Genomic DNA, 25,107 nt, shown 5'->3' on the forward strand with positions numbered 1-25,107 from the left:
TAAAAAAGGCTTCAATCAATAACATAAAGCCAATGGCTTTACCGCGGGCATCAATAACCAACTATAAATCAGTGTTAGGCAAAAAGTCCGATAGAAATGTTTCTATTTCAAGGCGATCTTCTTGATGTGCCGCTTTTACAGATTCCCGCCAGATATTCATAACATGACACCCATCGTTGGAATTTGATTGTCGGATATGAATATAAGGAAGACAATTATTTCTGGGTATCAGAAAAATTAACTTTTGCTCGAGGGTTTTTTAGATTTTTATGAAGTGTTTAAGGCATTTAGCTGGCTTGTGTTTGGGATCGTTAAAAAAACTACGATCTATTTCTAAAATGATTTAAATAGAGAGAAAAGGTTTTTTATAAAAAGCCTTCCGCCTTATGGGAGACATTATGCTTTTATCATCACTTTCGCCGCAAGCTGCTTTATTAGATGGTTTAGTTCAGATTGCATTACAGGCCGGAAAAAGAGCTCTCGAGATTTATCATGGTGAATTTACTGTGATGAGGAAAGACGACGATAGCCCGGTAACGCAGGCTGACCGCGAAGCTGAAGCGATTATTTTACAGGGTTTGAAAAAGCTGCAACCGGGTGTCGCCGTAATTGCGGAAGAAGAATATGCCAAAACTAAAAAAGGCTATAACACCGATAGCTTCTTTCTAGTTGACCCCATTGATGGCACGCAGGAATTTATCAATAAGCGTGATGAGTTCACCGTTAATATTGCTTTGATAAAGAAAGCTTATCCTATTCTTGGGGTAATTTACGCACCAGCAATCAACCGTCTTTATGTTGGGGACGTTTTGGCAAAGAACGCATGGGCAGCGTATACCACCGAGGATTTGCAGATTGAAAACCGGACAAGTATTGGTATTCGTCAGGCTGGTGAAAAATGGGATGTTATGACTTCTTTTTCTCATAATAATCCGGCAACTGAAGAATATTTAAAACAATTACCTATCGCAGATCGGATTAAAGCCGGTTCTTCTTTGAAATTATGCTTATTGGCCGAAGGTAAAGCCGATATTTATCCCCGATTATCGCCAACTCATGAATGGGATACGGCCGCCGGTCATGCCATCCTTTTGGCTGCGGGGGGAAATATCATCGACGAAACTGGTGAAAATCTGATGTATGGGAAGCCCGGTTATAAGAACCCCGGATTTATTGCCTATGGTTCAGAGCAGCCACCCTTACCGGCTCAGAAATAAAGCAGGTAGATAATATTAAAAAAGAGCCGGAAAAATACATTTCCGGCTCTTTTTATTTTGATTTATATGGATTTTAAATCAGGGTTTTTTCAGGCTTTTTTCTTCAAGCCATGCTTCAAGCGATTTGATCGTGTAATCACCATCCACAAATTCTTCTTTTGTCAGAAGTGATCGCTGTAGCGGAATCGTGGTTTTAATTCCGTCGATGATGAATTCTTCCAAAGAACGGGATAAGCGGTTGATTGCTTCCTGCCTTGTTTCTCCATGCACGATCAATTTACCAATCATGCTGTCATAATAAGGTGGGATCGAATAGCCACTGTAGAGACCGCTATCAACACGAACGCCAAAGCCACCCGGGACATGGTAATTTTTGACTTTACCTGGTGACGGCGTGAAGTTGTCAGGATCTTCGGCATTGATCCGGCATTCAATCGCGTGACCCAATAAAACAATCTGATCTTGAGTGCGTGATAATCCTTTGCCGTCAGCGATACGAATTTGTTCCCGTACCAGATCAAGGCCGGTAATAGCTTCTGTTACCGGATGTTCGACCTGAAGGCGGGTATTCATTTCAATGAAATAGAACTGCCCATTTTCATACAGAAATTCGATCGTTCCAGCGCCCCGATACTGCATATCGGACATGGCCTGTGCAACGATACCACCCATTTCAGCCCGTTGTTCTGCCGTAATGACTGGAGAAGGGGCTTCTTCGAGTACTTTTTGATGACGGCGCTGCAAGGAGCAATCGCGTTCACCAAGATGGATAGCCTGTCCTTCACCATCACCAAAAATCTGGAATTCGATATGGCGTGGAGCCGCTAAATATTTTTCCATATAAATGGTGTCGTCACCAAAAGCGGCTTTCGCTTCGGATTTAGCCTGAGCCATAAGCGTTTCAAGTTCGTCTTCGACCTGAACGACCTTCATCCCGCGACCACCACCACCAGAAGCGGCTTTAATCAGAACAGGGTAGCCAATTTCGGCAGCAACGGCTTTAGCTTCTTTTATATCATGGAGCGGGCCATCTGATCCTGGAACCAGCGGTAAACCTAATTTCCCAGCAGTGCGCTTCGCTTCAACTTTGTCGCCCATAATCCGGATATGTTCCGGCTTGGGACCAATCCAAATCAATTCATGGCTTTCAACGATTTCAGCAAAGCGGGCATTTTCAGATAAAAATCCATATCCCGGATGAATAGCATCTGCACCTGAGATTTCAGCCGCCGCAATAATATTCGGGATATTAAGGTAGCTTTCACCCGCAGGGGCGGGACCGATGCAGACAGTTTCATCTGCTAACCGGACATGCATTGCGTCATCATCTGCGGTCGAGTGAACGGCTACCGTCTTGATGCCCATTTCATGGCAGGCGCGATGAATACGAAGAGCGATTTCACCGCGATTGGCGATAAGAATTTTTTAATGGCCACGGAATTACTCTATCACAACCAAGGGCTGATCAAATTCGACCGGCTGGGCGTTTTCAACCATGATTGATGAGATAACCCCACTTTTTGGTGCAACGATCGGATTCATCACCTTCATTGCTTCAACGATGAGCAGGGTGGCACCTTTTTCAACCTTGTCACCGACATGGATAAAATTGGAAGCGCCTGGTTCCGGTGCAAGATAGACGGTACCGACCATCGGCGAAAAGACCGTGCCAGGATGATTCGCTGCTACGGCTGGAGCCGCCGGTGCTGCTGCCGGAGTCGCTGCTGCTGCCGGTGCTGCCATCATAGCTGGCGCAACCGACATTGCCGGTGGCTGGGCATAGACAGGTGTAGCGTTGCGAACGACACGAATACGGCGGTCGCCATCCTGCACTTCAATTTCAGTCAGGTTCGTCGCATCCAGTAAAGTTGCGAGTTGATTCACTAATTCGGGATCGACTTGCATGGCTTCTTTGTGTTTTTCTGTCATTCTTACGCTCATGAAAATTATTCCGTCTGTCCGGCATTTATTAATTGTTAAGGCATAAACTGTAATAACCGGACAGTTATACCGACTCTGCCATGTCAGAGCTTGGCGGCTGCGTCCAGCGCAAGATCATAACTTTTTGCGCCGAAACCAGAAATTGTCCCCAATGCGGCCTCTCCGACATAGCTTTTATGGCGAAAAGCCTCGCGGGCATGGGGGTTGGAAAGATGCACCTCAATTACTGGCACCGTTATAGCCCTGATCGCATCATAGATCGCAACAGATGTATGGGTATAGGCTGCTGCGTTCAAGATAACGGCCTTTGCCTTTACAGCCTGAGCCTCCTGTAGCCAATCAATTAATGCCCCTTCATGGTTAGATTGTCTTATCTCTACGGTAACATCAAGGCTTTCTGCCTTAACTTTTAACTTGTTAGCAATGTCATCAAGCGTTTGATGTCCGTATATGGTCGGCTCACGCAATCCCAAAAGATTCAGATTCGGGCCATTCAGAATAAATATTATCGGCTTTTCTGCCATGATGTTACTTCCGGTTGCGAGTAGGGGTAAAGGCTCTTTATAGAACAGGATAGATTTCTTAGGCAAAGGCAGCTTTTCATGAGTGATAGTCTCATCAATATCAAGCTTAATGGTGAACCCCATCAGGTTAAAGCCGGAATAACGATTGCGGCCTTGGCTCAGACGCTCGGCTTGAATCCCGCCAAGGTGGCTGTTGAACGCAATCTTGAAATTGTGCCGCGTTCTGATCTCGGTAATGTGACCATTGAATCAGGCGATCAATTGGAAATCGTCCATTTTGTTGGCGGAGGTGATAAAATAATGTCTGATGATAGCTGGTCTGTAGCAGGCCATACATTCAAATCCCGTTTAATCGTCGGAACGGGAAAATATAAAGACTATGCCCAGAATGCCGCCGCTTTAAAGGCATCCGGAGCCGAAATCGTAACGGTTGCTGTGCGTCGGGTTAATTTGACTGATGCATCAGCACCCATGCTGACTGACTTCATCGATCCAAAAGAATATTGTTTTTTGCCAAACACGGCAGGCTGCTTTAATGCGGAAGAAGCCGTTAGAACGCTTCGTTTAGCCCGCGAAGCCGGTGGCTGGACGTTGGTTAAATTGGAAGTTTTGGGTGAAGCCCGCACGCTTTATCCCGATATGGTCGAAACCTTAAAGGCGACAGAAACCCTCGTAAAAGAAGGTTTCCAGCCAATGGTTTATTGCAGCGATGATCCCATCATGGCGAAACGCCTGGAAGATGCCGGTGCAGTTGCGATTATGCCATTGGGTGCGCCGATTGGTTCTGGTCTGGGATTACAGAATCCTGTCATGTTGCGCTTGATTGTTGAAGGCGCAAAAATTCCTGTCTTGGTGGATGCAGGCGTTGGAACGGCTTCTGATGCGGCTGTCGCGATGGAATTGGGCTGTGATGCAGTCTTGATGAATACGGCCATTGCAGAAGCCCAAAACCCTATTTTGATGGCTCAGGCAATGAAATCTGCCGTTGAGGCAGGACGTATGGCCTATCTTGCCGGACGTATGGGAAAGCGGATGTATGCCGATCCATCCAGTCCGTTGGCTGGTTTGATTTAATAATCAGATCAAAATTTAAAACAGGAAAAGCAGGCTATTGGCCTGCTTTTCTTATTGAAGCGGACTTTTCTCCAGCATAGGTTTAGCGTCCGCTTTTTGCCTAAAAAGGAAGGGCAATCAGACTTCAAAGACAGGAATGAGATGTTCGCCTTTCGGGGCTTCTGAAAAATATTCGTTAACCAAGGCACGCCATTGTGGCAAAGCATCTGATTTGCGGAAGCCTTCGACATGAGCTTCTATCGATTCCCAACGAATGACTAAACAAAAACGGCCTTTATGTTCGTGAGAGCGGGTTAAAGTCATACCTTCGCAACCCGGAGAGTCTAAAAATAAAGGTTTCGCCTTTTCGACAGCCGCGATAAAAGAATCTTCTGCGTTTTCTTTAATAGATATCTGCAAAAATTCATAAATCATAAAACATCTCCTAATCAGTTTAACAAAGAAGGCTAAAATTGTTAAATTTATCTGTAAATTGTAAAAAGCATTTTCGATAATAAATTTTATAGTTACGGGAACCTTTTGATCTACCCCTTCGTTGATAAGTTATAAAACAACTGATGGTCATTTCACTTAATAATAGGCGGTTTTGCTTTAGATAACCGTGATTAAGTGTCTCAATTTAACGGAGGAGGCAAATATGTCAGGTACCTATAACAAGATTAAAGGGACAGCACAAAAAGCCGTCGGCGCGGGTAAAGAAGAACTCGGCAACGCTCTCGATGATCCCGAATTGCAGAGCAAAGGTATCCTTGAGCAGGCTCAGGGTGCAGCCTCCAAAGCCTTCGGTAGTGCCAAAGAAGCCATCAGCGATGGTATCGACAAGGCCAAAGATACTTTGGAAGACTTGAAAGATACGGCGCAGGAAAAATTCGAAGACATCAAAGATTCTGTCGAAAAGAAGACGAAGTAAAATACCGAATATAGCTATACCCTATAATTTCACTCCTATCCCTATATCCCTTGGGCGTCGGTTTTTATAAAATCGGCGCCTTTCCCTTATGGGCTTGGTTTCTCAATAAAATTTCTAGATTAAAGACGTTTGGGTAAGGCATATTGCGTCTTTATCAGAGATAGTCGTTATTCATTTTGTCGCGTCTTTTGGCCTTTTGCTTGCTAAAAACATTATTTTTGTTCATGTCATGCGACAAAGGTTAGGAGATCAAGCCGTCCTGACCCTGCTATCGTTGAAAACGACGGTTTTTTTAACAGGCTTCTTTTTGAATTCAGGTTTCATGACTGCTCATTCTTCACGCCCAGACAGACGCACATTCGCTATTATTTCTCATCCTGATGCCGGTAAAACGACGTTAACCGAAAAATTGCTTTATTTCGGTGGAGCCATTCATCTGGCCGGTGAAGTGAAAGCGCGTGGTGATAACCGGCGCGCTCGTTCGGATTGGATGAAAATCGAACAGCAGCGCGGTATTTCCGTGACTTCTTCGGTGATGACCTTTGAATATGAAGGTTTGACCTTCAATCTATTGGATACACCGGGGCATGAAGATTTCTCCGAGGATACCTACCGCACTTTGACGGCAGTCGATTCTGCGGTCATGGTTATTGATGCTGCACGCGGTATCGAAGCCCAGACCCGCAAGCTTTTTGAAGTTTGCCGTTTGCGTTCAGTGCCCATCATTACCTTTATCAACAAAGTTGATCGGGAAGGGCGCCCGATATTCGAATTGTTGGATGAAATTGCCGATCAGTTGGCTTTGGATATTAGCCCTATGGTTTGGCCTGTCGGTATGGGGGGCTTGTTTGAGGGGCTGTATGATATTGAAAACAAAAAGCTCTTAAAGCCCTCGAATGAAGATAATCATGCTTTCCGAGGCGATGAAACCGTTATTTCAGGTTTGGATGATCCTAAGCTGGAAACGCTTATTTCAGAAAATGCCCGTAATAGTCTGAAGGAAGAAGTCGAATTAGCTGAAGTCGGCTATGCGGAATTTGATGAAAAAGCGTATCAATCCGGTGATTTGACGCCTGTTTATTTTGGCTCTGCTTTGAAAGATTTTGGTGTCGAGCAGCTTATTTCAGCGATTGCGCGTCATGCGCCGGGCCCACGAACCCAGCCAGCAGAACCGGAGCCGATTAATCCTGATGATCCTTCGGTGAATGGCTTTATTTTTAAAGTACAGGCCAATATGAATCCGGCGCATCGAGATCGCGTGGCTTTTATGCGGCTTTGTTCAGGGCGGTTCCGGCGTGGTATGAAGCTTAATCAGATTGGAACAGGAAAGGCGATCTCAATCCACAGCCCGATTCTGTTCTTCGCTCAAAACCGTGAAGTTGCTGATGAGGCCTTCCCAGGTGATATTATTGGTATTCCAAACCATGGCACCTTGCGGGTTGGGGATACTTTGAGCGAGAATAATCAAGGTTTGACCTTTACTGGTTTACCTGACTTTGCGCCTGAAATTCTGCGGCGCGTCGTTTTGTCTGACCCGACAAAGTCTAAACAGCTCCGAAAAGCGCTCGACGATATGGCCGAAGAAGGCATTATTCGTGTCTTCCATCCGGTTATCGGCAGCCAATGGATTATCGGTGTCGTCGGACAATTGCAGTTAGAAGTCTTTATTTCCCGACTGGATGCTGAATATCGGGTTGCTGCAACGTTGGAACCTTCGCCATGGCAGACTGCCCGTTGGTTAGCCTGTGATGACCCAAAAATGCTGGCTGATTTTATTGCGACACATCAGTCTTCGATTGCCGAGGATCGTGATAAGGCTCCCATCTTTATGGCAAAGGATGGTTGGGAACTAAATTATGTTTCCGAGCGCCATTCAGCTATCCGTTTCTTGGCTACCCGTGAAAGACGCTAGTCTCATGAATTTACAATAAAATTGCGAGCTGTGTTTTTGCAATCGTTGCATTAAATCACTTTAATAATTGCAATTTATTCCATGGTGAAAATGGCGTGTCCATCTTTTGATTCCGATAGAGATGCGCCATTTTTCCTAGGACGTTACTTGCTTATTTCGCATAATCTTTGGCAGAAAGTCTGGCCACAGTAGCGCCGCTTCATTCAGAATTTGCGCAATTTGGCGTATCCTATTACTGATCGCCTGACTATTACCGGTGAATTATGGTTGGCAATAAATTGCGACCCATCTGGTAAAACGACCCAATATGAAGCCGATGGTGCATTGTTTTATGCGTTAACCAAAAAAATACAGTTAGATATTGGTGCCAATGTTGGTTTGAATGAAGATATGCCTGCTGAAAAAATATATTTTGGGATTAGTAAAAAATTATAGAGTATTTGAAATAGATAGCTTTTTTGCTGAAACCAAAGCTACCTTTTATAGAAATGGCTTTAAATATGAATAATGCACGTCCTCCCTTACCGCCTTTTTTGACGAAGGAAGTCGCCGCTCAAAAAGTCCGAATGGCAGAAGATGCATGGAATAGTCAAAATCCTGAAAAGATTGCTTTAAGTTATACTGTTGATAGCTATTGGCGCAATCGAAGTGCCTTTATTCAAAGGCGTGAAGCAATAATCCAATTTTTGCGTGATAAATGGCAAAAAGAGCAGGAATATCGACTTATCAAAGAGCTTTGGAGTTTTTCTGATAACCGCATTGCCGTACGTTTTGCCTATGAATGGCACAACAGTGAAGGAGAATGGTTTCGTTCCTATGGTAATGAAAATTGGGAATTTGATGAAGCCGGACTGATGCAACGGCGGCTAGCGAGTATTAATGATATCTCGATAAAAGAAAGTGAGCGCCTTTTCTTTTGGCCGATAGGTCGTCGGCCGGATGATCATCCGTCACTGAGTGAATTAGGTTTATAATTTTATTAATTGCTAAAATCAGATTTTATATTTCATTTGAATCCAGCCACGTCCATAGCCTTTCTGATTTCTTTCTCAATTTCTTTTGGTATCTTTATGTTTTCGAGAAACCAATGGGCTACCTCGATACCATTCTCTACTTGATCTGGGTTTTGACTCTTCAAAGGGGTGATAATTCGGCTTGTGATAGTTCGTTCACGGAAAGAATTACCTGAGCTAATAGGGGTGTGATGATAGTTATTAGGCGCAAATTCTATATTGAAATTTAAGGCTGCTATACGTTTAGGTGAATTTTCGCTTGTCTCAATTAAATTATCTAATGTTGTTCCCATGTTTTTATAGAATTTTGGATTTTCTGCGAGCATATCTTTGTTTGTTTTATTGGATATATTTGGGTCTTTATTACCTTCACTGTTTTTGCACACAATGCCCCAAACTTGGTTAAGTGGGCAAATAAGACGGCGAATTACAAATACCATCTGGTCTAGCATATGTAGATCTTGGCTATCTGTTAAATAACCATGGATCATGTAACGGTTATCAGCGTTTCCATTTTTGAATAAATGTTCTATAAATTCTTTAGGCTTTTTGTCTGTCCAGCGATTGATTTGAAGATCATTGGGCTTAGAAAAACTATTCGGTAACAAATTTTTGGATAATACTTCTACATCGGCGTACAATTTTTTGATGTTATGACCGTAATAATCTTTAGATTTTTGCGTATTGTCTATACGTGGTCGGCTTATCGCTGATTGGCCATTGATGAGAAGAACTGCTTTAAGATATTTTTCTAAAGCATGAACAGAAAGCCAGAAGAAATCTACATTTAACTGGTTTATAGCACACCATCGCGCTGTAATATAATTTTCATCAGCCGTTCGGACAAAAAGCTCACGGATCAAATTGTTTTTTGAAGATTGTATATCTCCAATTTGTTCCTGTTTTAGCATATTTATTATCCTTCATGAAAAGCTAGATACTTATTCAATCTCCAAGTATTTTTACAAAAAATTTTCTTAGAATTACCTTTAGGTATATAGAGAACAAAAATACACTAATGGCTACGCTATTTATAGCTTGTATTTGTTTCCTGAATGCTACTTTTTATAGATTTCAGAAATATTACAATTTTCAGAAAAATGGCGGAGAGGGTGGGATTCGAACCCACGGTACGCTTCCACGCACGACGGTTTTCAAGACCGTTGCCTTAAACCACTCGACCACCTCTCCCGCTTAGAAATGCGATCGTCACCAATCGAAGTCGGTGTGGAAAGCGCTCTGTAGCAGCATAAATCTTATAAGGAAAGTATTTTTTCTAAAGAATGACGCATGTTAAAGCTTTCTCATTTAGATATTTTTTCTCTATAAGGACGTGACTGATAGAATGAACATATGATTTAGGGGCTTTAATCAAATGCAAAAGGATCGGAAGAGTCCTGTCCTGCGCATGATGTTCTTTTTTTATCAGTATATTCCTGTCCCATTAAAGAATAGTCTTGGTTATCAAGATATATTCCGAACAATAGCTAGGCTTAGGCAGATATTATGGCGCGCGTATTTCAGTCAGGGGAAAAAATATTATTCTGTGCTGTAGCCCAATTTTTTATTTTTTGTCTTAGTCTTGGTTTTTTTATTTCAGCCCCTGCATCGGCTGCGGTAATCCACACAAGCTTACCTTATTGGGCCTCTATCAGTGCAAGCGAAGCCTTTATGCGTAGCGGTCCTGGCGCAAATTATCCTGCTATCTGGCATTATGAGCGCCCTGACTTACCCGTGAAGGTTGTTGCCCGTCACGAGAATTGGAGAAAAGTCGAAGATATTGATGGCGCCAGCGGATGGATTGCATCGGCTTTGTTATCTGATCGGCGAACAGCGATTCTGAATGGATCAGGAATACAAAATCTATACGCAGATCCTTCGGCAACGGCGGCCATCGTCTGGCGTGCCGAAAGTGGGGTTATCGGGCGTATTTCAAAATGTCGTCAAAACTGGTGCTTGTTCAATATTCATGGACAAACTGGTTATGTGAACACCCGCAGTTTATGGGGAGTTGGTCCCAACGAAGAGATCAAGTGATCGGCCTGAATGCTTTAACATTAAATAATATTTGTGTTATTAACAATATTACCAATTTTTTGTACAAAATCGAAAAATTACTATCATTCAGTGACGGAAAAAATATGGCAGTTTTGAGTTTAAGCCGTTCTTGGTTTAGCAGGTTATTATGCGTCACTGTTTTTTCTACAGCGGTTCCGCTTTTAGCAACCCCACCTTTACCGACACCTATGGCGTTATCTGTGCTGGAAAGCGGCCAATGGCGGATATCTATGCTTCCCAAAGGGATAACTGATGTCTGTTTAGGAAACCCGCATCAGTTAATGCATAGTGCAATTTCATCCAATCAATGTGAAGCTTTGGTTGTCGATAATAAACCAGATTCTGCGGTGATGGAATATAACTGTGGTGACGCTGGTTGGGCGCGTACCACTATTCATGTTGAGAGCGGCCACAGCGCCCGTATTGATAGCCAAGGTGTATCTGGCCGGATGCCTTTTTCTTTTAAAGCAGATGCCCGTCGTATCGGAAATTGCGCGCCTTAATGCGCGTCTCTTTCCGATAGACTATTAAGAAGCGATTGGGTCAGGCTTCTGGCAAGAAATCAGGCACGGAGAGATACCTTTCCCCAGTATCGTAATTAACGCCGAGAATACGGCTGTTTTTCGGTAATTCTTTTATCTTTTTAGCAATGGCGGCTAAGGTTGCCCCTGTTGAAATACCAACTAATAAGCCTTCTTCTTTAGCAGCACGTAACGCCCATTTTTTGGCATCATCATTTTCAATTTCAACAATGCCGTTCAAAATATTACGGTGTAGGTTCTTTGGCACAAAACCAGCGCCAATGCCTTGAATCGCATGAGGCCCCGGCTTGCCGCCTGCCAAGACCGGTGAAGTGGCTGGTTCTACCGCAAAAATCTGGATATCTGGCCATGCTTTACGCAAGCTTTCACCAATACCCGTCAAATGGCCACCCGTTCCGACACCACTGACTAGTGTATCAATCGGTGTATCTGCAAAATCTTTTAGAATTTCAGGGCCAGTCGTTGCTGCATGAATGTTGATATTGGCTGGATTTTCAAATTGCTGTGGAATCCATGCGCCTTCGGTCTGTGCGGCCAATTCGGTTGCACGTTCTATGGCACCGGCCATACCTTTTTCTTTGGGGGTTAGATCAAATCCGGCACCATAAGCCAACATCAATCGACGTCTTTCAATTGACATGGATTCGGGCATCACCAAAATCAGTTTATAGCCTTTGACCGCGGCCACCATAGCAAGACCGATACCAGTATTGCCGCTGGTCGGTTCTATAATAGTGCCACCTTTTTTCAATTTACCGCTTTTTTCGGCATCTTCGATCATAGCCAAGGCGATACGGTCTTTTATTGAGCCTCCTGGATTACTTTTTTCGACTTTTATCCATACTTCATGGTCAGGAAACAGCTTGTTCAGGCGCAGATGAGGCGTATTCCCGATCGCTTCTAAAATGCTATTGATTTTGGCCATTCGTCCTGTCCTTATAAGAAAAAATTTGTCTAAACAGAATCATCTATTCATCAGTATGTAGGGCTTGTTTTTTTATAAAGAAAGCTGAACTAGCCTGACAATTAAACTTTACTATCAGTCTGTCAGGAAATTCTTTTCTTGAAAACAAAAACGCCCTGCCTTTATCAAGGCAGAGCGTTTTGAATAACACCAGAAAAAGGCTGTTTTTAAGCCATGGCCGGTAATAATTTCCGGTCACCAGCTATTTCCATGATCGCCTTTTGTAGCTTGTCAAAAGCTCTCACTTCTATTTGTCTGACGCGTTCGCGGCTGACGCCATAGACCTGACTTAATTCTTCGAGTGTTTTCGGGTTATCGCTTAACCGTCTTTCCGTCAGAATATGCTTTTCACGGTCATTCAGTTTGTCCATTGCTTCAATCAGCAATTTATGGCGAACAAGGCTTTCTTCTTCTTCGGCGATTTGCTGATCTTGCAAGGGTTCCTGATCGACCAGCCAGTCTTGCATCTGGCCTTCGCCATCTTCCCGAATTGTGACGTTGAGAGAGCTGTCACCACCCATCGCCATACGGCGATTCATGTTGACGACTTCCTCACTGCTGACGCCAAGATTGGTCGCAATAGATTTGACTTCATCTGGCTTTAAATCGCCGTCCTCAAAAGCGTTCAGATTGCTCTTTAAACGCCGCAAATTGAAGAACAGTTTTTTCTGAGCCGCAGTCGTCCCCATTTTGACGAGGCTCCAAGACCGCAGGATATATTCCTGAATAGAAGCTTTTATCCACCAAATGGCATAGGTGGCGAGGCGAAAACCACGTTCGGGGTCAAATTTTTTGACACCCTGCATCAGGCCTATATTGCCTTCAGAAATTAATTCGGAAACAGGCAGGCCATAACCGCGATATCCCATCGCAATTTTGGCAACCAAACGCAAATGAGAGGTGACCAAACGGCTGGCGGCTTTCGGATCTTGATGTTCCTGAAAGCGTTTAGCCAGCATATATTCTTCTTCTGGTTTTAGAATCGGAAATTTGCGGATATCGGCCAAGTAATGGTTAAGACTCTGGTCACCGCCCAATGCAGGAACCACTGCCGGAAGGGTGCTACTGGTGGCCATTTTGATCTTTCTCCCGTCTTCCCAAATTTGCTACCTACTAATAGTTGGCTATTTAGTTACGATTGCTTATCATAAGCATCTTGAACAAAAGCTGCATATCTTGGGGCATTTCCGCATCAAAGTCCACCTGTTTACCTAGAATAGGGTGAATAAAACCCAGATGGGCAGCATGTAGAGCCTGCCGTTGAAAAGCCAACGATTCTAATAACGCATGATGCGCCTTTTTGCTCCGTCCATAAACAGGATCGCCTAATAAAGAATGACCGATTGATGCCATATGCACTCGAACTTGATGCGTCCGGCCAGTTTCTAATCGACATTCTATTAGAGAAGCATTTTTTAAAGGCGTAATCATTCGGTAATGGGTAACCGCTCGTTTGCCGCGCCCGTCAGAGACAATTGCTATTTTTTGTCGATTGACAGAGGAGCGCGCCAAGGGGGCATCAACATGCCCTTGAAGGCTGGGATGGCCATCTACAATGGCCTGATAGCGGCGATTGATTGAGTGATCGGCGAATTGAGCCGCAAGGCCAGTGTGTGCTGGATCGGTTTTTGCCACGACCAAAAGTCCGCTGGTATCTTTATCAATACGGTGGACGATTCCAGGTCTGGCAACCCCGCCAATGCCAGACAGCTTGCCTGCACAATGGTGGAGTAGGGCATTGACTAAAGTTTTGTCATAATTACCGGCGGCGGGGTGAACGACCATGCCCGCCGGCTTATTCACGATCAGCAGATGCTCATCTTCGAAAACAACATCCAGCGGGATATCCTGCGCTTCATTATGTGCCGGACGGGGGAGGGGAATATCGATTGTAAAGGAATCAACGCTTTTGATTTTAAAAGCAGGGTCGCGTACCAATGCCCCTTGGCTGTTCGAAACACAGCCAGAAGAAATCAGATTTTTCAGCCTTTCGCGCGAAAGACGGGTAATTAAATTGGCCAAAGCCCGATCCAAGCGCCAGCCGATCATCTCTTCTGTTAAAATTACTTGCTCTGTCGGCATTACTTTGCGTCAAGCTCCCTTGGATTTGTCCCGATGATTTGCCATGATAGTCTTTATGACTTTCACTAATGGAATTCCGCCTTCTGACAAAGAAGGTAAGAAACTTTTTGTATCCCCATCTTTTCTGGAAAAGATATTAAAGGCTAGCCACTCCAGCCCGGATAAGGAGATATGTGGCCTTTTAATTGGTAAAAGAGAAAGCGTTATCGAAATTATGCCTATGCAGAACAAAGCTGCATATCCAGAGCGTTTTTTCGAAATCTCTGCTGCTGATCTGATTAAATCACATCGGCGCGTCCGCCAACGTCAACTTTCGATCATTGGGCATTATCATTCCCATCCTTCAGGAAGTTGCCGTCCATCACCCCGTGATGCGGCCTTGGCGCATGAAGGGCAATATTGGATTATTGCCGCTTCCAATAAAATAGAAGGATGGTATGCCGGTAAAAACGGAACCGTTGAAGGCATATTTCACCCTTGCAGGCTTGTTGTTGAATAAATATGCCTGACAATATTAAACAACACGCTATGGAAAGTCTTTTTTACTATAGCCTTAAATCGTTATATTTTAAAATAAGATAACCTTATTAAAAATGTCAGTTTGAAGGATCTTTGACTTTATGACCATGACAGCTATTCATCTGGCAAGCTTGCTGTGCTCACGGCTTTGTCATGATCTCTTAAGTCCTGTCAGTGCCATGAATAACGGCATCGAGTTATTGGCTGATGAACATGACCCAGAAATGCGGGCGCGTTGTATCGACCTTCTTTCGGAAAGTGCGAAGGTATCAGCCAGTAAGCTCAAATTTTTCCGGCTGGCTTTCGGGCAGGGCGGTGGTTTTTCCGAAGCGGTAGATACCGAGGAAATTCGTGAAGCCATTGCCGGATTATTTGGTTTTGATCATCGTATTCAGCTTGGCTGGATGATGAATGAGCCTGTCATGGAAAAAGAAGCCGTCCGTATTCTTCTTAACCTTTCCCTTATTGCTTCCGATGCTTTGGTTCGGGGGGGTAATCTTGATATCGGTGCCGAAGGCCATGAAATGGTTATTCGCGCCGAAGGGCGGCGGTTGGTCTTTGATGAGCAAATTGAAGCGACCTTGTTGGGTAAAACACCACAGGAACAATTAACGCCTCGTTTGATCGCGGCATGGCTGATCCATACCCTGATCAAGGAACGGGGTGGGGATCTACAAATTGTCCGGCCAGAACCGAATGTTTTGTTGTTTGGTATCAATATGATGTGAGGATAAGCCCGATATTCGGATTTTTGTTATTCATTGCATCACTATGATTTCAATATTTTATTTTATCTATAATGGCTAAAATAGTAGCTTGTTACCGGTAACATTCAGTCGGTTTTTTCTTATCTTAAGATTGGAGATGACGCGGCCTTCGCTTCATTGACCGTTAGGAGACTATTTCATGGCACATATCGAAATTTATACCACGCGCGTTTGTCCTTATTGCAAGCGGGCAAAAGCCCTTTTCGCTGAAAAAGGCGTGAGCTTTGACGAATATGATGTCACGGAAGATAGCGCCAAAAGAACCGAAATGATTAAGCGTTCCGGTGGTCGGACTGTTCCGCAGATTTTCATTGATGATCAGCATGTCGGCGGTTGCGATGATCTGGTGAAGTTGAATAGCGAAGGCAAGCTTGATCCGTTATTGGCAAAATAAGCTTGATGAACCGGATTCGCAGCAACGAAGGAATATATTTTGGATTTTACGCAGGATCAGTTTATCGCCAAAGTCGCCAAAAGTGACGCCTATGTAGCCGGTTCGAAAATTAAATTCGACTTTGGGCCGGAAGGTAGCATCTTATTGGATGGTATCAGCCGCAAGGTAGAAAGAGATGACGGAGAGGCCGATAGCATAATTAGCCTTAGCTGGGCTGATTTTCAGGCGTTAGCCAACGGTAAGCTTAACCCGATGACGGCATTTATGACCGGAAAGGTTAAAGTTAAAGGCGCTATGGGCCCTGCAATGCAGTTAAAACAAATATTCCAAAGTTTGCGATAGTCCTGTCAGAAAACAAAAGAAGCTCTGTTTCGACAGAGCTTCTTTTTTTATGCATAAAAGATATCTGAAAAATCAGACGCGATGCTTTGCAAGCTCGCTTTTACCCTGTTGCGCCATCGCAATATATTGACGCAGAGTGATATTTTTTTCAGCGTCCATATTGTTAATCAGATGGTCGTAGCTGGCTTCTGCTTCATCGAAGCGGCCAAGATTGGTTAAATAAATCGCTTTTTTCAGATAAGTTGTAGCAACCCCGATCTGTAAACCGCCATCTTCGGTTTTACCAAAACGCGCCAGAAATGCGTCATAAACAGGCAAGGCAACTTCTGGATTGCCGTTATCGCCGATCTGACTTCCCTTGCTGAACAAAGCGCGCGCGACATAGACTTGAATATTCTTGTCTTCGCTGTCAGCAAAACGATTAAGTAAATCGTCATAGCTGGCCAATGATTCATCCAGCCGTCTTAACTGTGCCAAGCTGATGGCTTTGTTAATCAAAGCCGTAGCAATCATGATATGGATAGACGGATCATTCGAACCGGAAAAACGGTCGAGGAAACGGTTGTAGCCGTCAATTTCATCCTCAATGCGTCCCTGTTCACTTAACAGTCCTGTTTTTTCGAAGAAGCTGTTTGCAACAATTTTAGCCGTTGCGTCGTCTTCAGTTTCGATAAATCGAGCGATAAGCGCATCATAAACGGCGATAGCTTCATCAGTCTGTTCGATATGATAAAGTGCCGCCGCTTTATTAAAGAGTGCTTTGGCAATACCGTTCTGGACTTCTTTGTCATCCACATCAGAAAAGAGACTGATCAACTGATCGTAACAGGCGATTTCGTCTTCTGTCCGTTCCAGTTTTTTCAGCGTTACCGCCTTATAGAACAAGGCCTTGGCAACATTATTCTGCAACTCTGGGGTTTTTGCAGCTGCAAAAAGGGAAATCAGTTCGTCATAAGTGGCGAGGGCTTCAACATCCTTGTCTACAGCATCAAGGTTGCCCGCTTTGTTGAAAAGGGCTTTGGCGACACAGATCTGTAATTCGGATTCCTGACTATCGCGGAAACGATCAATCAGCTCATCATAGACAGGGTGAACTTCTTCATTCCGTTTGGCTTTGCGGAGCGTAACAGCTTTATCAAAGAGAGCCTTGCCGGCGAAAATCTGTAAATTGATATCATCGGCTTCAACAAAACGACCTATCAATTCGTCATAGGCCGCAATGGCTTCGTCAATCCGGTTCATGGCAGCCAAGCAGACGGCCTTATTAGCCATCATCATAGCAATATAAAGCTGTAAATCCTTTTCCTGTTCAGCAAAAAAAGAAGCCAGCCATTCTTCATATCCCTTTAAACGGGCTTCGTTATCTTGCTCTCCGGCGGTTTCCATTAAGCTATCAAACTGGCTTTTTGCCTTTTCGGTTACGGTATTTGTCGTGGACATGCTGGTTTTGCCTTCGCCGTCGCTTTTGAGAAATGAAATAAGACAGAAAGTTCATGGCTATAAAGACCATGAGGAAAAGACGCTATCCGAAACATTGGAGAAAACGCGTTTTGTCTTATGAGGATTAAAAAGGAGGATAAGGATAAAAGGCACGTTTAATACGCCCCTTTTATCCTGTCATTATGCGGTTTCTAGAGTATCTTTTTCTTTTTCGGCAAGAATTTGATATCTTTTGAGTTCCTGATTTTCGTCAGCATCCAGTGAATTCAATAAGGTGTCATAACAACTAATCGCCTCTGCGACGCGCCCCATCGCCACCAGATTAGTCGCTTTTTTGATGAGGCCAGTTGCAACCGCGATCTGTAAGCTAGGCTCTTTTGTTGTCAGAAAACGATCGATAAAGACCGTATAAAGATTGGTCTCTTCTTCGCGTCTTTGTAAACGATGCAGAATATCGGCTTTATTGACATAGGCCTTGGCGATCTGGAAAATGATTTCTTCTGTCGTCTCTTTTTCAAAGCGGCTGATTAAGGCGTCATAGACAGCTAAAGCATCCTCAAGCTGTTCATGATTTTTCAATGCTTCGGCTTTTTTGATCGAAACCAACGCCAGACAAAGCTGTAAATCAGCCTCTTCGCTATTGGAAAAGCGCTTCAGGAAACAATCGTAAGCCGCAATGATTTGATCATGCTGTTGCAGTTTTTCGATGCAGCCAGCCTTGTTCAACAACGTGTTGGCGATAATTTTTTCAATATTGGGATCCGTATTATCCGAAAAGCGCGCCAATAAGTCATCACAACAAGCAATGGCTTGCTCTGTCTCGTTCATTTTGCTGAATAGGCTTGCTTTGTTAAATAAAGCCTTGGCGACTCCCGATTGCAAGATAGGTAATGGGTTTTCCGAGAAATGCTGAATAAGGGCATCATAGACGGCAATAGCGTCCGGATATTGTTCGGCATTACTGAGCAAAACAGCTTTATCAAAAAGGCTTTTCCCGACGTAAATTTGAAGTTCGGTATCCGGTAAGGCACCAAAACGATCAATTAGTCGATCATGTGTTGCTATTTCAGCTTCGCGATTTTGTAATATCCGAAGGCAACTGGCCTGATTGGCAAGAACCATGGCGGCATAGAGTTGCCATTGTGGTTCGACAGCTTCTTTTAGGCGATCATCCAGATCAGCATAAACCACAAGGGCTTCTTCTGTCCGGCCTGATTTGCTTAAGCTAAGGGCCTTATTAAACAATGCGGGAATAAGCGCCGAGAATAGATCACTTTCTCCAGTTTGTTTTATTTTATCCGGCATAGCCACCTCCGGAAGTGTCCGTTCGATTGCCGGTCGATATTTCGGTCAGGAAATCCTGATAGGGTAGGGGGCGCGAAAACATCGGGAAGTTTTTAGAAACTGAAAATTGTTGTTCTTCTTCGCTGGTAGCGGCCGTGCAATCCGTCAAGGCGACTGTATCAAAGCCTTTTTCATAGCCCGTCCGCAGTGTTGCTTCGACACAGCAATTTGTCAGGAAACCTGCGACTGCCAATGTTTCAATTTTGAGCTGGCGCAGGATAAAATCAAGATTGGTGCTATAGAAAGCAGATAATCCGCGTTTGCCTTCCACCATGATATCCGTTTCACGCACGGGAATCTGTTCGATGATTTCGGCACCCCAAGAGCCTTGCTGAAAAGCTTGTTTCTCAAGGATAGCTTTGAGAATGCCATGCGTCTGAGGATTCATTTCATGGTAATCTGCGGTAAAGGTGATCGGGCAAAAAAGAATATGCACACCCAAAGACCGTGCTTTTGCGACCAGATCTTGTGTGTTCTCCAACATGCCGCTGGCATCCATCACCGGTTTGACAGCTTCGTAAAAAACGCCATTCGGATTGGCAAAGTCGTTTTGATATTCAATCAAAACAAGCGCTGTCTTTTTCGCTTTATCTGTGGTCACAATATTTCCTTAAATCGAAAAGAAGAAAAACGATATTTTAGAAAATATCTTTAGCCTTGCGAAGTTTGGCTAATTCTTCCGGATTTTTTGCCCTCATAAAAGGATTGGTAGCCTTTTCCAGCGCAATCGTCGTTGGCAAGGTTATCTTGCCTTGCGCCCGCAGGAGATCAACTTCCTTTACCCGTTGTTGTAAAGCCTGATTATTGGGATCGACTGTTAGAGCAAAATGCCCGTTATCCTGCGTATATTCATGGCCGCAATAGACTTTTGTTTCTGGCGGTAAGGCTGAAAAGCGTTGCAAGGCTTGCCACATCTGTTCTGCCGTGCCTTCGAATATCCGCCCGCAGCCCATCGCAAAAAGGGTGTCGCCACAGAATAAGAGGCGATGATCAGGGATATAATAGGCAATATGGCCAAGCGTATGCGCAGGTATTGCCATTACTTTGGCGAGAATAGAATCCATTGCGACGTCATTGCCTTCATCGACCTTAAGATCAATCGCCGGTATAGGATGGCTTTCACGGGTCGGTCCTATAACCTTGCAACCGGTTTCAGCTTTGATCAGTTCGTTGCCGCCAGTATGGTCATTATGCCAATGGGTGTTCCATATCTGGGCTATTGTCCAATTCTGCTTTTTGACAAAGTCCAGAACGGGTTCCGCTTGTCCCGGATCGACTACAATGGTGTTATCACTCACTTTGTCATGAATCAGCCAGATGTAATTGGTTTCAAAGGCTGGAACAGCAACTATTTCGATAGACATTTTAGACATCCCTTTCCCGGCAAAACGACTATTGAAAGTGGATTTTACCAGCTACCGGTATTAGGCATGGATTTCCAAGGCTCTATCGGTTCTAGCTTGTCACCTGCTTGCAGTAACTCGATAGAAATATGGTCGGGTGTTCTGATGAAAGCCATCCATCCGTCACGGGGAGGGCGATTGATTACATAGCCGCCATCGATCATTTTTTGGCAGCTCTCATAAATATTATCGACTTCAAAGGCGAGATGACCGAAATTTCGTCCGCCTTCATAGCCTTTTCCATCCCAGTTCCATGTCAATTCGACCTGCACATTGTCGTTTGGCACGGCGAGATAGATCAGAGTAAAGCGACCTTCATTATTGTTAACGCGTCCAACTTCCTCAAGACCAAGAATATTAAAAAAACGGATCGTTTCGTCAGGGTCAGATACCCTGATCATCGTATGGATGTAACGCATCACTTATGCCTTTCAGAACGAAAGAAAATTCTACCTTAATCAGGATAAATACCGGTTTTTGCAAAATGACTGCAACCATTCTCTTCATATAAAAAAATCTGAAGAAATGCTGCTTTATCCGTGATGCGCTTGAATTTTTTCTCCTATCAGCCCTTATTGCTTTTCTTTTCTAGGTAGCAACAATCCTAATTGAGATTAGGAAAATATCTGTTTTATTGGGGCTTTGATGGATTGGTGGTCTGTCCCGAAGGTGCAGTGTTACTTTGTGGTTCGTCTATTTCCGACAAGGCTTTTCGGGCAACATCGGCAATCTCGGCTTTTGGGTTCGCTCTGATCGTTCTTTCCCATGCCGCTTTCGCCGTCTCGTTATCGCCAGAAAGCGCATAGATAAGGCCTTTTTCAAAAGAAATATGGGTATCAAGAGGTGCGACCCGTTCAGCTTCGGTAATATCATTTTTAGCGCGGGTCAGATCACCTTGATGTCGTGCCAATGTTGCTGACATCAGCCAGATAGTGCCATCTTTTGGAATAAATTTTAAAGCCCTGTCGATATCCTGCCGCGCCATGGCATAATCACCGACCGAGACATCTGCGCGGGCGCGATCTGATAAAGTGTTACCGCGCATTTTGTCCGGCATAGCGGGGGACATCAAGGCATGGTCAAAAGCATTGCGCGCGGCACCCGGATCTTGGTTCGCCAAAGCGGCATTACCCGCCTGATTCCAGAAAATAGCTGATCGCCCGTCATGTTCCAGATCGGATTCTCTGGCGGCTTGCTCAAAAGAATCCATGCCAGCAGAATAACGTCCAAGGGCGACATAGGCCATGCCGAGGCATTGGTTCGCCAGCACGCCACCAGCGCTTAACCGCCATGTATTGGCAATTTCGGCGGCCTGTTCTGGATCTTGATCAATCATGCCAACGCATTGGTCATAACGTTGTTTCAGACTGGCATTCGGCACGATAACCTTCAAAGTATCGTTATCCTGCTTTTCTTTCTTACGATTGGTGTTCTTTTTTTTCCCGGCTTCTGTCTTGGCCGTTGCAGCCGGTTTAGGGACTTCAACCGGCTTTTTGATTTCTTCCCGAGGACCGGTTGCCAGAAAAACGGGTGCCTTTGGCAAAGAAAGAGACGGAATCTCTGATATCTGTTCTGTAGGCGCATCCGTTGAAACTGGTGAAGCCACCTGATCTGCTGCTGCAAGCAAGGTTAGAAGAGGAAGAAGAATCATATTTGATTTTTTACCAAAAAAAGGATCAGGCCGGAATTTCGGCTAGTAACTGCGAAAGCGTATTGATGATGAGATGAATATCAGACGAACGCGATAAGCGATGATCGGCATTTTTGACCATCGTGATTCGGATATCATCGGAAATCAATTTTTCAGAAAGCATCCATGCCCGTTGCCACGGCACTTCTGTATCCTTTTGGCCTTGGATAAGGCGTATCGGGCAATGAATCGCAATGTCTTGATTCATAACCAGATGTTTTTGGCCGCTTTCCCAAAAAGCTTTTGTGACGATAGCTTCGTGACCAGCCTCATCCATGGGGATCACAAGCTTTCCCTCTTTTTGGATCGTGGCTTTTTCTTCGGGGATAAATCCCCATTCGGTAAAATCGGGGGCAGGTGCCAAACCGATTAATCCCGCCACCCGATCAGGACGATTGAGAGCGACCAACAGCATTAACCAGCCCCCCATAGAGGAACCGACCAGAATCAAAGGCCCTTGGGTTAATTGATCAATGACGGATAAGCTATCTTCCAGCCATTCGGTCAAAGTTCCGTCCGTGAAATCGCCTTCGCTTTCACCGCAACCGGAATAATCGAAGCGTAGACAAGAACGCTTATTTTCAGCAGCCCATGCCCCTAATGCAATCGCTTTGGAACCATGCATATCCGACATATAGCCGGGTAAAAAGACGATGGTGGGACCAGCCCCTTCCAATTTATGATACGCTAGATGTTTTCCGTGAGCGGATTTAATAAAAGCACTTGTCATCGTCGTAATAAGCCTACTTTAAAAACTGTCAGTTATAGCATAACGCCAGCTTACTTACTGGATTTATAAGGCTAACCTCTTTAACGCTTTTTTTATTAGGGGTCTATCTTATGTGCTATAATCGCTGTGGCTTGCTATTGATGATATAATGTATCATTAGTGCACATCAGAGGTTGCAAGACAAGGGTAAGACCGCGCATAAGCCTCTAAAGCGGCTTGCCGCTTCCATATTAACATCTTTGAAATAAAAGAAAGACGAGAATGGCTGAGAAGATCAGGATCACGCTTATTGACAATTCGGAGCGCGAGGTTCTGCAGGGCACTACTACCACCCAGATCGCCGCCTCTATTTCTACGTCCCTTGCCAAAAAGGCTTTGGCAGCCCGTTTTAATGGTCAGATTATAGATCTTTCTCAGCCGCTTTTGGAAAATGGCCGGTTGGAAATCATTACTGCCGAGAATGAAGCCGAAGCGCTTGAACTGGTGCGGCATGATTATGCTCATGTTCTGGCAGAAGCTGTGCAGAATCTATTTCCGGATACCCAGATTACTTTTGGGCCGGTTACGGATGACGGTTTTTATTATGATTTCGCACCCAATGATCGGCCTTTCACCGAAGAAGATTTACCGCTTATTGAAGCTGAAATGCGGAAAATTATCGCCAGCAACAACACTTTGGTACGGGAAGTTTGGGAACGGGATAAATTGATCGCCCTTTGGGAGGAACAGGGCGAAAAATTTAAGGCCGAATGGGCAAAAGAATTGCCAGAAGGACAGGATCTGACCATTTATCGTGCCGGAGAATGGTTCGATATGTGCCGTGGGCCTCATTTACCTTCGACGGGCAAGCTTGATCCGAAAGCCTTTAAATTAACCCGCGTTTCGGGGGCTTATTGGCGTGGTGACCAGAACAATGCCATGTTGAGCCGTATATACGGCACTGGCTGGTTAGATGCCAAGCAGTTGAAGGCACATCTGGAACGACTGGAAGAAGCCGAAAAACGTGACCATCGTCGTATCGGGCAGGAAATGGATTTGTTCCATTTACAGCCGGAAGCACAGGGTTCGGTTTTCTGGCATCCACATGGTTATACCATCTGGTTACAGCTGGAATCCTATATCCGTCGTCGTTTAAGAGGGGCGGATTACAAAGAAGTCAAAACGCCACAGTTGATGGATGCTTCTTTATGGGAAGCCTCTGGTCACTGGGGTAAATTCCGCGAAAATATGTTCGTCGTCCCAGACGAAATTCCCGGTACTGACCCAGACAAACCTGTATTGTCGGGCAAGGGCAGCCTGATGGCTTTGAAGCCAATGAACTGTCCTGCGCATATCCAGCTTTTCAAGCAGGGTATCCGTTCTTATCGTGAATTGCCGTTGAGAATGGCTGAATTTGGCTGTTGTCACCGCAATGAAGCCCATGGTGCTTTGCATGGTTTGATGCGGGTACGTCAGCTGACGCAAGATGATGCTCATATTTTCTGCACGGCTGAACAGATTGTGACCGAAACAAAAGACTTTGTCAGTCTTCTGGATTCGATCTATCGTGATCTCGGCTTTAACAGCTATGCCGTTAAATTGTCTTTGCGGCCTGAACTGCGCGCCGGCGATGATGAGTTGTGGGACAATGCCGAAAACGGCCTTCGGTCAGCTTTGGAACAGGTCGGCATCACCGATTATGAAGAATTGCCGGGTGAAGGGGCATTTTATGGCCCGAAACTCGAATTCCATTTGACTGATGCAATCGGACGGACATGGCAGTGCGGCACGTTGCAGCTTGATTATGTTTTGCCGGAAAGACTGGATGCCAGCTATGTCGCAGAAGATGGCAGCCGCAAGCGGCCTGTCATGCTTCATCGAGCGGTTATCGGTACCTTTGAACGCTTTATTGGTATCTTGATTGAGCATCATGCCGGACGTTTCCCGCTTTGGATGGCACCGGTTCAGGCGGTAGTCGCAACGATTGTTTCCGATGCTGATGACTTTGCAAAATCAGTCGTTGAAAAGATGAAGGCTGCTGGTCTGCGGGTCACTTCCGATCTTCGTAATGAAAAAATCAATTACAAAGTTCGCGAACATAGCCTGAGCAAAGTACCCAATATTTTAGTTGTCGGTAAACGCGAGGCTGAAGAAGGCAAGGTTGCTATCCGAAAATTAGGCAGCCGTGACCAAAATATTCTTTCAGTCGATGACGCTATTGCCTTATTATTGGAGGAGGCAACCCCGCCCGATCTAAAATAA

The 25,107-nt window shown here is 44.7% G+C and carries 28 protein-coding genes and 1 tRNA gene; 13 read left to right on the forward strand and 16 right to left on the reverse strand.

All coding sequences use genetic code 11. From position 1 onward, the window contains the following. Nucleotides 1–398: 398 nt before the first annotated feature. Nucleotides 399–1,217, forward strand: a complete 819-nt coding sequence (gene cysQ / locus FBY58_RS03665) for a 3'(2'),5'-bisphosphate nucleotidase CysQ (RefSeq protein WP_141919542.1) — start codon at nt 399–401, stop codon at nt 1,215–1,217. Between the two features lie 78 nt (nt 1,218–1,295). Here the strand turns inward: cysQ and accC are convergent, their stop codons facing one another. The 3 genes from accC to aroQ form a co-directional block, all read right to left on the reverse strand. Beyond that, nucleotides 1,296–2,639: an acetyl-CoA carboxylase biotin carboxylase subunit gene (gene accC / locus FBY58_RS03670; protein ID WP_141919543.1), complete on the reverse strand. Its 1,344-nt coding sequence runs from the start codon at nt 2,637–2,639 to the stop codon at nt 1,296–1,298. Nucleotides 2,640–2,657: 18 nt separating this feature from the next. After that, on the reverse strand, nt 2,658–3,146 hold the full coding sequence (gene accB, locus FBY58_RS03675; RefSeq protein WP_141920603.1) for an acetyl-CoA carboxylase biotin carboxyl carrier protein: 489 nt from the start codon (nt 3,144–3,146) through the stop codon (nt 2,658–2,660). Between the two features lie 95 nt (nt 3,147–3,241). Beyond that, nucleotides 3,242–3,682: a type II 3-dehydroquinate dehydratase gene (gene aroQ, locus FBY58_RS03680; RefSeq protein WP_141920604.1), complete on the reverse strand. Its 441-nt coding sequence runs from the start codon at nt 3,680–3,682 to the stop codon at nt 3,242–3,244. Nucleotides 3,683–3,760: 78 nt separating this feature from the next. Between aroQ and thiS the strand changes: the two genes are divergently transcribed. After that, entirely contained in the window at nt 3,761–4,756 is a 996-nt protein-coding gene (thiS, locus tag FBY58_RS03685; RefSeq protein WP_141919544.1) for a sulfur carrier protein ThiS, read from the forward strand. Between the two features lie 117 nt (nt 4,757–4,873). Here thiS and FBY58_RS03690 read toward each other — a convergent pair whose 3' ends face one another. Further along, on the reverse strand, nt 4,874–5,170 hold the full coding sequence (locus tag FBY58_RS03690; protein WP_141919545.1) for an antibiotic biosynthesis monooxygenase: 297 nt from the start codon (nt 5,168–5,170) through the stop codon (nt 4,874–4,876). 223 nt (nt 5,171–5,393) lie between these two features. Here FBY58_RS03690 and FBY58_RS03695 point away from each other — a divergent pair, with 223 nt between their 5' ends. From FBY58_RS03695 to FBY58_RS03710, 4 genes are all read left to right on the forward strand, one after another. Then, nucleotides 5,394–5,666 (forward strand): CsbD family protein, encoded by a 273-nt coding sequence (locus tag FBY58_RS03695; protein WP_141919546.1) that lies wholly within the window; start codon nt 5,394–5,396, stop codon nt 5,664–5,666. 322 nt (nt 5,667–5,988) lie between these two features. Beyond that, nucleotides 5,989–7,578 (forward strand): peptide chain release factor 3, encoded by a 1,590-nt coding sequence (locus tag FBY58_RS03700; protein WP_141919547.1) that lies wholly within the window; start codon nt 5,989–5,991, stop codon nt 7,576–7,578. A gap of 219 nt (nt 7,579–7,797) precedes the next feature. Then, entirely contained in the window at nt 7,798–8,013 is a 216-nt protein-coding gene (locus tag FBY58_RS03705; protein ID WP_260432082.1) for a hypothetical protein, read from the forward strand. A gap of 65 nt (nt 8,014–8,078) precedes the next feature. Further along, entirely contained in the window at nt 8,079–8,552 is a 474-nt protein-coding gene (locus FBY58_RS03710; protein WP_141919548.1) for a nuclear transport factor 2 family protein, read from the forward strand. 32 nt (nt 8,553–8,584) lie between these two features. On the opposite strand, the gene FBY58_RS03715 is transcribed toward FBY58_RS03710, so the two are convergent. Then, a complete protein-coding gene (locus tag FBY58_RS03715; RefSeq protein ID WP_141919549.1) occupies nt 8,585–9,502 on the reverse strand; it encodes a hypothetical protein in 918 nt (305 codons plus the stop codon). Nucleotides 9,503–9,692: 190 nt separating this feature from the next. Then, nucleotides 9,693–9,782: transfer RNA gene (locus FBY58_RS03720), tRNA-Ser, on the reverse strand. 480 nt (nt 9,783–10,262) lie between these two features. On the opposite strand from FBY58_RS03720, the gene FBY58_RS03725 reads away from it, so the two are divergent. Together FBY58_RS03725 and FBY58_RS03730 are read left to right on the forward strand one after the other, a co-directional pair. Further along, on the forward strand, nt 10,263–10,628 hold the full coding sequence (locus tag FBY58_RS03725) for an SH3 domain-containing protein (protein ID WP_260432083.1): 366 nt from the start codon (nt 10,263–10,265) through the stop codon (nt 10,626–10,628). Nucleotides 10,629–10,732: 104 nt separating this feature from the next. Next, nucleotides 10,733–11,152: a hypothetical protein gene (locus FBY58_RS03730; RefSeq protein WP_141919551.1), complete on the forward strand. Its 420-nt coding sequence runs from the start codon at nt 10,733–10,735 to the stop codon at nt 11,150–11,152. Between the two features lie 40 nt (nt 11,153–11,192). Here FBY58_RS03730 and cysK read toward each other — a convergent pair whose 3' ends face one another. From cysK to FBY58_RS03745, 3 genes are all read right to left on the reverse strand, one after another. Further along, a complete protein-coding gene (gene cysK / locus FBY58_RS03735; protein ID WP_141919552.1) occupies nt 11,193–12,116 on the reverse strand; it encodes a cysteine synthase A in 924 nt (307 codons plus the stop codon). 206 nt (nt 12,117–12,322) lie between these two features. Continuing rightward, complete coding sequence (gene rpoH / locus FBY58_RS03740) at nt 12,323–13,231, reverse strand: RNA polymerase sigma factor RpoH (protein ID WP_141919553.1); 909 nt, start codon at nt 13,229–13,231, stop codon at nt 12,323–12,325. Between the two features lie 52 nt (nt 13,232–13,283). Next, entirely contained in the window at nt 13,284–14,237 is a 954-nt protein-coding gene (locus tag FBY58_RS03745; RefSeq protein ID WP_141919554.1) for an RluA family pseudouridine synthase, read from the reverse strand. Nucleotides 14,238–14,292: 55 nt separating this feature from the next. Here FBY58_RS03745 and FBY58_RS03750 point away from each other — a divergent pair, with 55 nt between their 5' ends. The 4 genes from FBY58_RS03750 to FBY58_RS03765 all read left to right on the forward strand — a co-directional run bounded on the left by FBY58_RS03750 (nt 14,293) and on the right by FBY58_RS03765 (nt 16,259). Beyond that, on the forward strand, nt 14,293–14,736 hold the full coding sequence (locus FBY58_RS03750; protein ID WP_141919555.1) for a Mov34/MPN/PAD-1 family protein: 444 nt from the start codon (nt 14,293–14,295) through the stop codon (nt 14,734–14,736). 121 nt (nt 14,737–14,857) lie between these two features. Next, nucleotides 14,858–15,484 carry a histidine phosphotransferase family protein gene (locus tag FBY58_RS03755; protein WP_141919556.1) on the forward strand — a complete coding sequence of 209 codons (627 nt, stop codon included), beginning with the start codon at nt 14,858–14,860 and terminating at the stop codon, nt 15,482–15,484. Between the two features lie 178 nt (nt 15,485–15,662). Then, nucleotides 15,663–15,917 carry a glutaredoxin 3 gene (gene grxC / locus FBY58_RS03760; RefSeq protein WP_141919557.1) on the forward strand — a complete coding sequence of 85 codons (255 nt, stop codon included), beginning with the start codon at nt 15,663–15,665 and terminating at the stop codon, nt 15,915–15,917. Nucleotides 15,918–15,956: 39 nt separating this feature from the next. Continuing rightward, nucleotides 15,957–16,259 (forward strand): SCP2 sterol-binding domain-containing protein, encoded by a 303-nt coding sequence (locus FBY58_RS03765; RefSeq protein WP_141919558.1) that lies wholly within the window; start codon nt 15,957–15,959, stop codon nt 16,257–16,259. A gap of 72 nt (nt 16,260–16,331) precedes the next feature. Here the strand turns inward: FBY58_RS03765 and FBY58_RS03770 are convergent, their stop codons facing one another. The 7 genes from FBY58_RS03770 to FBY58_RS03800 form a co-directional block, all read right to left on the reverse strand. Beyond that, a complete protein-coding gene (locus FBY58_RS03770) occupies nt 16,332–17,699 on the reverse strand; it encodes a tetratricopeptide repeat protein (RefSeq protein ID WP_260432084.1) in 1,368 nt (455 codons plus the stop codon). Between the two features lie 180 nt (nt 17,700–17,879). Next, nucleotides 17,880–19,004, reverse strand: a complete 1,125-nt coding sequence (locus FBY58_RS03775; protein ID WP_141919559.1) for a tetratricopeptide repeat protein — start codon at nt 19,002–19,004, stop codon at nt 17,880–17,882. Then, the gene (locus tag FBY58_RS03780) at nt 18,994–19,644 is read right to left on the reverse strand and encodes a cysteine hydrolase (protein ID WP_141919560.1); all 651 of its coding nucleotides are present in this window, start codon (nt 19,642–19,644) and stop codon (nt 18,994–18,996) included. The genes FBY58_RS03775 and FBY58_RS03780 overlap by 11 nt, the downstream gene beginning before the upstream one ends. Nucleotides 19,645–19,681: 37 nt before the next feature. Further along, complete coding sequence (gene gloB / locus FBY58_RS03785; protein WP_141919561.1) at nt 19,682–20,407, reverse strand: hydroxyacylglutathione hydrolase; 726 nt, start codon at nt 20,405–20,407, stop codon at nt 19,682–19,684. A gap of 44 nt (nt 20,408–20,451) precedes the next feature. Beyond that, on the reverse strand, nt 20,452–20,865 hold the full coding sequence (locus FBY58_RS03790) for a VOC family protein (RefSeq protein WP_141919562.1): 414 nt from the start codon (nt 20,863–20,865) through the stop codon (nt 20,452–20,454). A 212-nt stretch (nt 20,866–21,077) separates the two neighbouring features. Further along, nucleotides 21,078–22,097 (reverse strand): tetratricopeptide repeat protein, encoded by a 1,020-nt coding sequence (locus FBY58_RS03795; protein ID WP_260432085.1) that lies wholly within the window; start codon nt 22,095–22,097, stop codon nt 21,078–21,080. Nucleotides 22,098–22,122: 25 nt separating this feature from the next. Further along, nucleotides 22,123–22,866, reverse strand: a complete 744-nt coding sequence (locus tag FBY58_RS03800) for a carboxylesterase (protein ID WP_141919563.1) — start codon at nt 22,864–22,866, stop codon at nt 22,123–22,125. Between the two features lie 261 nt (nt 22,867–23,127). Here FBY58_RS03800 and thrS point away from each other — a divergent pair, with 261 nt between their 5' ends. Beyond that, a complete protein-coding gene (gene thrS, locus FBY58_RS03805) occupies nt 23,128–25,107 on the forward strand; it encodes a threonine--tRNA ligase (protein WP_141919564.1) in 1,980 nt (659 codons plus the stop codon).

Origin of the sequence: Zymomonas mobilis, from assembly GCF_006715975.1 — a bacterium.
Taxonomy (GTDB): Bacteria; Pseudomonadota; Alphaproteobacteria; order Sphingomonadales; family Sphingomonadaceae; genus Zymomonas; species Zymomonas mobilis_B.

Bases quoted from the DNA above. Each gene is read 5' to 3' on its own strand.
- cysQ (WP_141919542.1), top strand. From the start codon at position 399: ATGCTTTTATCATCACTTTCGCCGCAAGCTGCTTTATTAGATGGTTTA.
- accB (WP_141920603.1), bottom strand. From the start codon at position 3,146: ATGACAGAAAAACACAAAGAAGCCATGCAAGTCGATCCCGAATTAGTG.
- aroQ (WP_141920604.1), bottom strand. From the start codon at position 3,682: ATGGCAGAAAAGCCGATAATATTTATTCTGAATGGCCCGAATCTGAAT.
- thiS (WP_141919544.1), top strand. From the start codon at position 3,761: ATGAGTGATAGTCTCATCAATATCAAGCTTAATGGTGAACCCCATCAG.
- FBY58_RS03690 (WP_141919545.1), bottom strand. From the start codon at position 5,170: ATGATTTATGAATTTTTGCAGATATCTATTAAAGAAAACGCAGAAGAT.
- FBY58_RS03695 (WP_141919546.1), top strand. From the start codon at position 5,394: ATGTCAGGTACCTATAACAAGATTAAAGGGACAGCACAAAAAGCCGTC.
- FBY58_RS03700 (WP_141919547.1), top strand. From the start codon at position 5,989: ATGACTGCTCATTCTTCACGCCCAGACAGACGCACATTCGCTATTATT.
- FBY58_RS03710 (WP_141919548.1), top strand. From the start codon at position 8,079: ATGAATAATGCACGTCCTCCCTTACCGCCTTTTTTGACGAAGGAAGTC.
- FBY58_RS03715 (WP_141919549.1), bottom strand. From the start codon at position 9,502: ATGCTAAAACAGGAACAAATTGGAGATATACAATCTTCAAAAAACAAT.
- FBY58_RS03725 (WP_260432083.1), top strand. From the start codon at position 10,263: ATGCGTAGCGGTCCTGGCGCAAATTATCCTGCTATCTGGCATTATGAG.
- FBY58_RS03730 (WP_141919551.1), top strand. From the start codon at position 10,733: ATGGCAGTTTTGAGTTTAAGCCGTTCTTGGTTTAGCAGGTTATTATGC.
- cysK (WP_141919552.1), bottom strand. From the start codon at position 12,116: ATGGCCAAAATCAATAGCATTTTAGAAGCGATCGGGAATACGCCTCAT.
- rpoH (WP_141919553.1), bottom strand. From the start codon at position 13,231: ATGGCCACCAGTAGCACCCTTCCGGCAGTGGTTCCTGCATTGGGCGGT.
- FBY58_RS03745 (WP_141919554.1), bottom strand. From the start codon at position 14,237: ATGCCGACAGAGCAAGTAATTTTAACAGAAGAGATGATCGGCTGGCGC.
- FBY58_RS03750 (WP_141919555.1), top strand. From the start codon at position 14,293: ATGACTTTCACTAATGGAATTCCGCCTTCTGACAAAGAAGGTAAGAAA.
- FBY58_RS03755 (WP_141919556.1), top strand. From the start codon at position 14,858: ATGACCATGACAGCTATTCATCTGGCAAGCTTGCTGTGCTCACGGCTT.
- grxC (WP_141919557.1), top strand. From the start codon at position 15,663: ATGGCACATATCGAAATTTATACCACGCGCGTTTGTCCTTATTGCAAG.
- FBY58_RS03770 (WP_260432084.1), bottom strand. From the start codon at position 17,699: ATGTCCACGACAAATACCGTAACCGAAAAGGCAAAAAGCCAGTTTGAT.
- FBY58_RS03775 (WP_141919559.1), bottom strand. From the start codon at position 19,004: ATGCCGGATAAAATAAAACAAACTGGAGAAAGTGATCTATTCTCGGCG.
- gloB (WP_141919561.1), bottom strand. From the start codon at position 20,407: ATGTCTATCGAAATAGTTGCTGTTCCAGCCTTTGAAACCAATTACATC.
- FBY58_RS03790 (WP_141919562.1), bottom strand. From the start codon at position 20,865: ATGCGTTACATCCATACGATGATCAGGGTATCTGACCCTGACGAAACG.
- FBY58_RS03795 (WP_260432085.1), bottom strand. From the start codon at position 22,097: ATGATTCTTCTTCCTCTTCTAACCTTGCTTGCAGCAGCAGATCAGGTG.
- FBY58_RS03800 (WP_141919563.1), bottom strand. From the start codon at position 22,866: ATGACAAGTGCTTTTATTAAATCCGCTCACGGAAAACATCTAGCGTAT.
- thrS (WP_141919564.1), top strand. From the start codon at position 23,128: ATGGCTGAGAAGATCAGGATCACGCTTATTGACAATTCGGAGCGCGAG.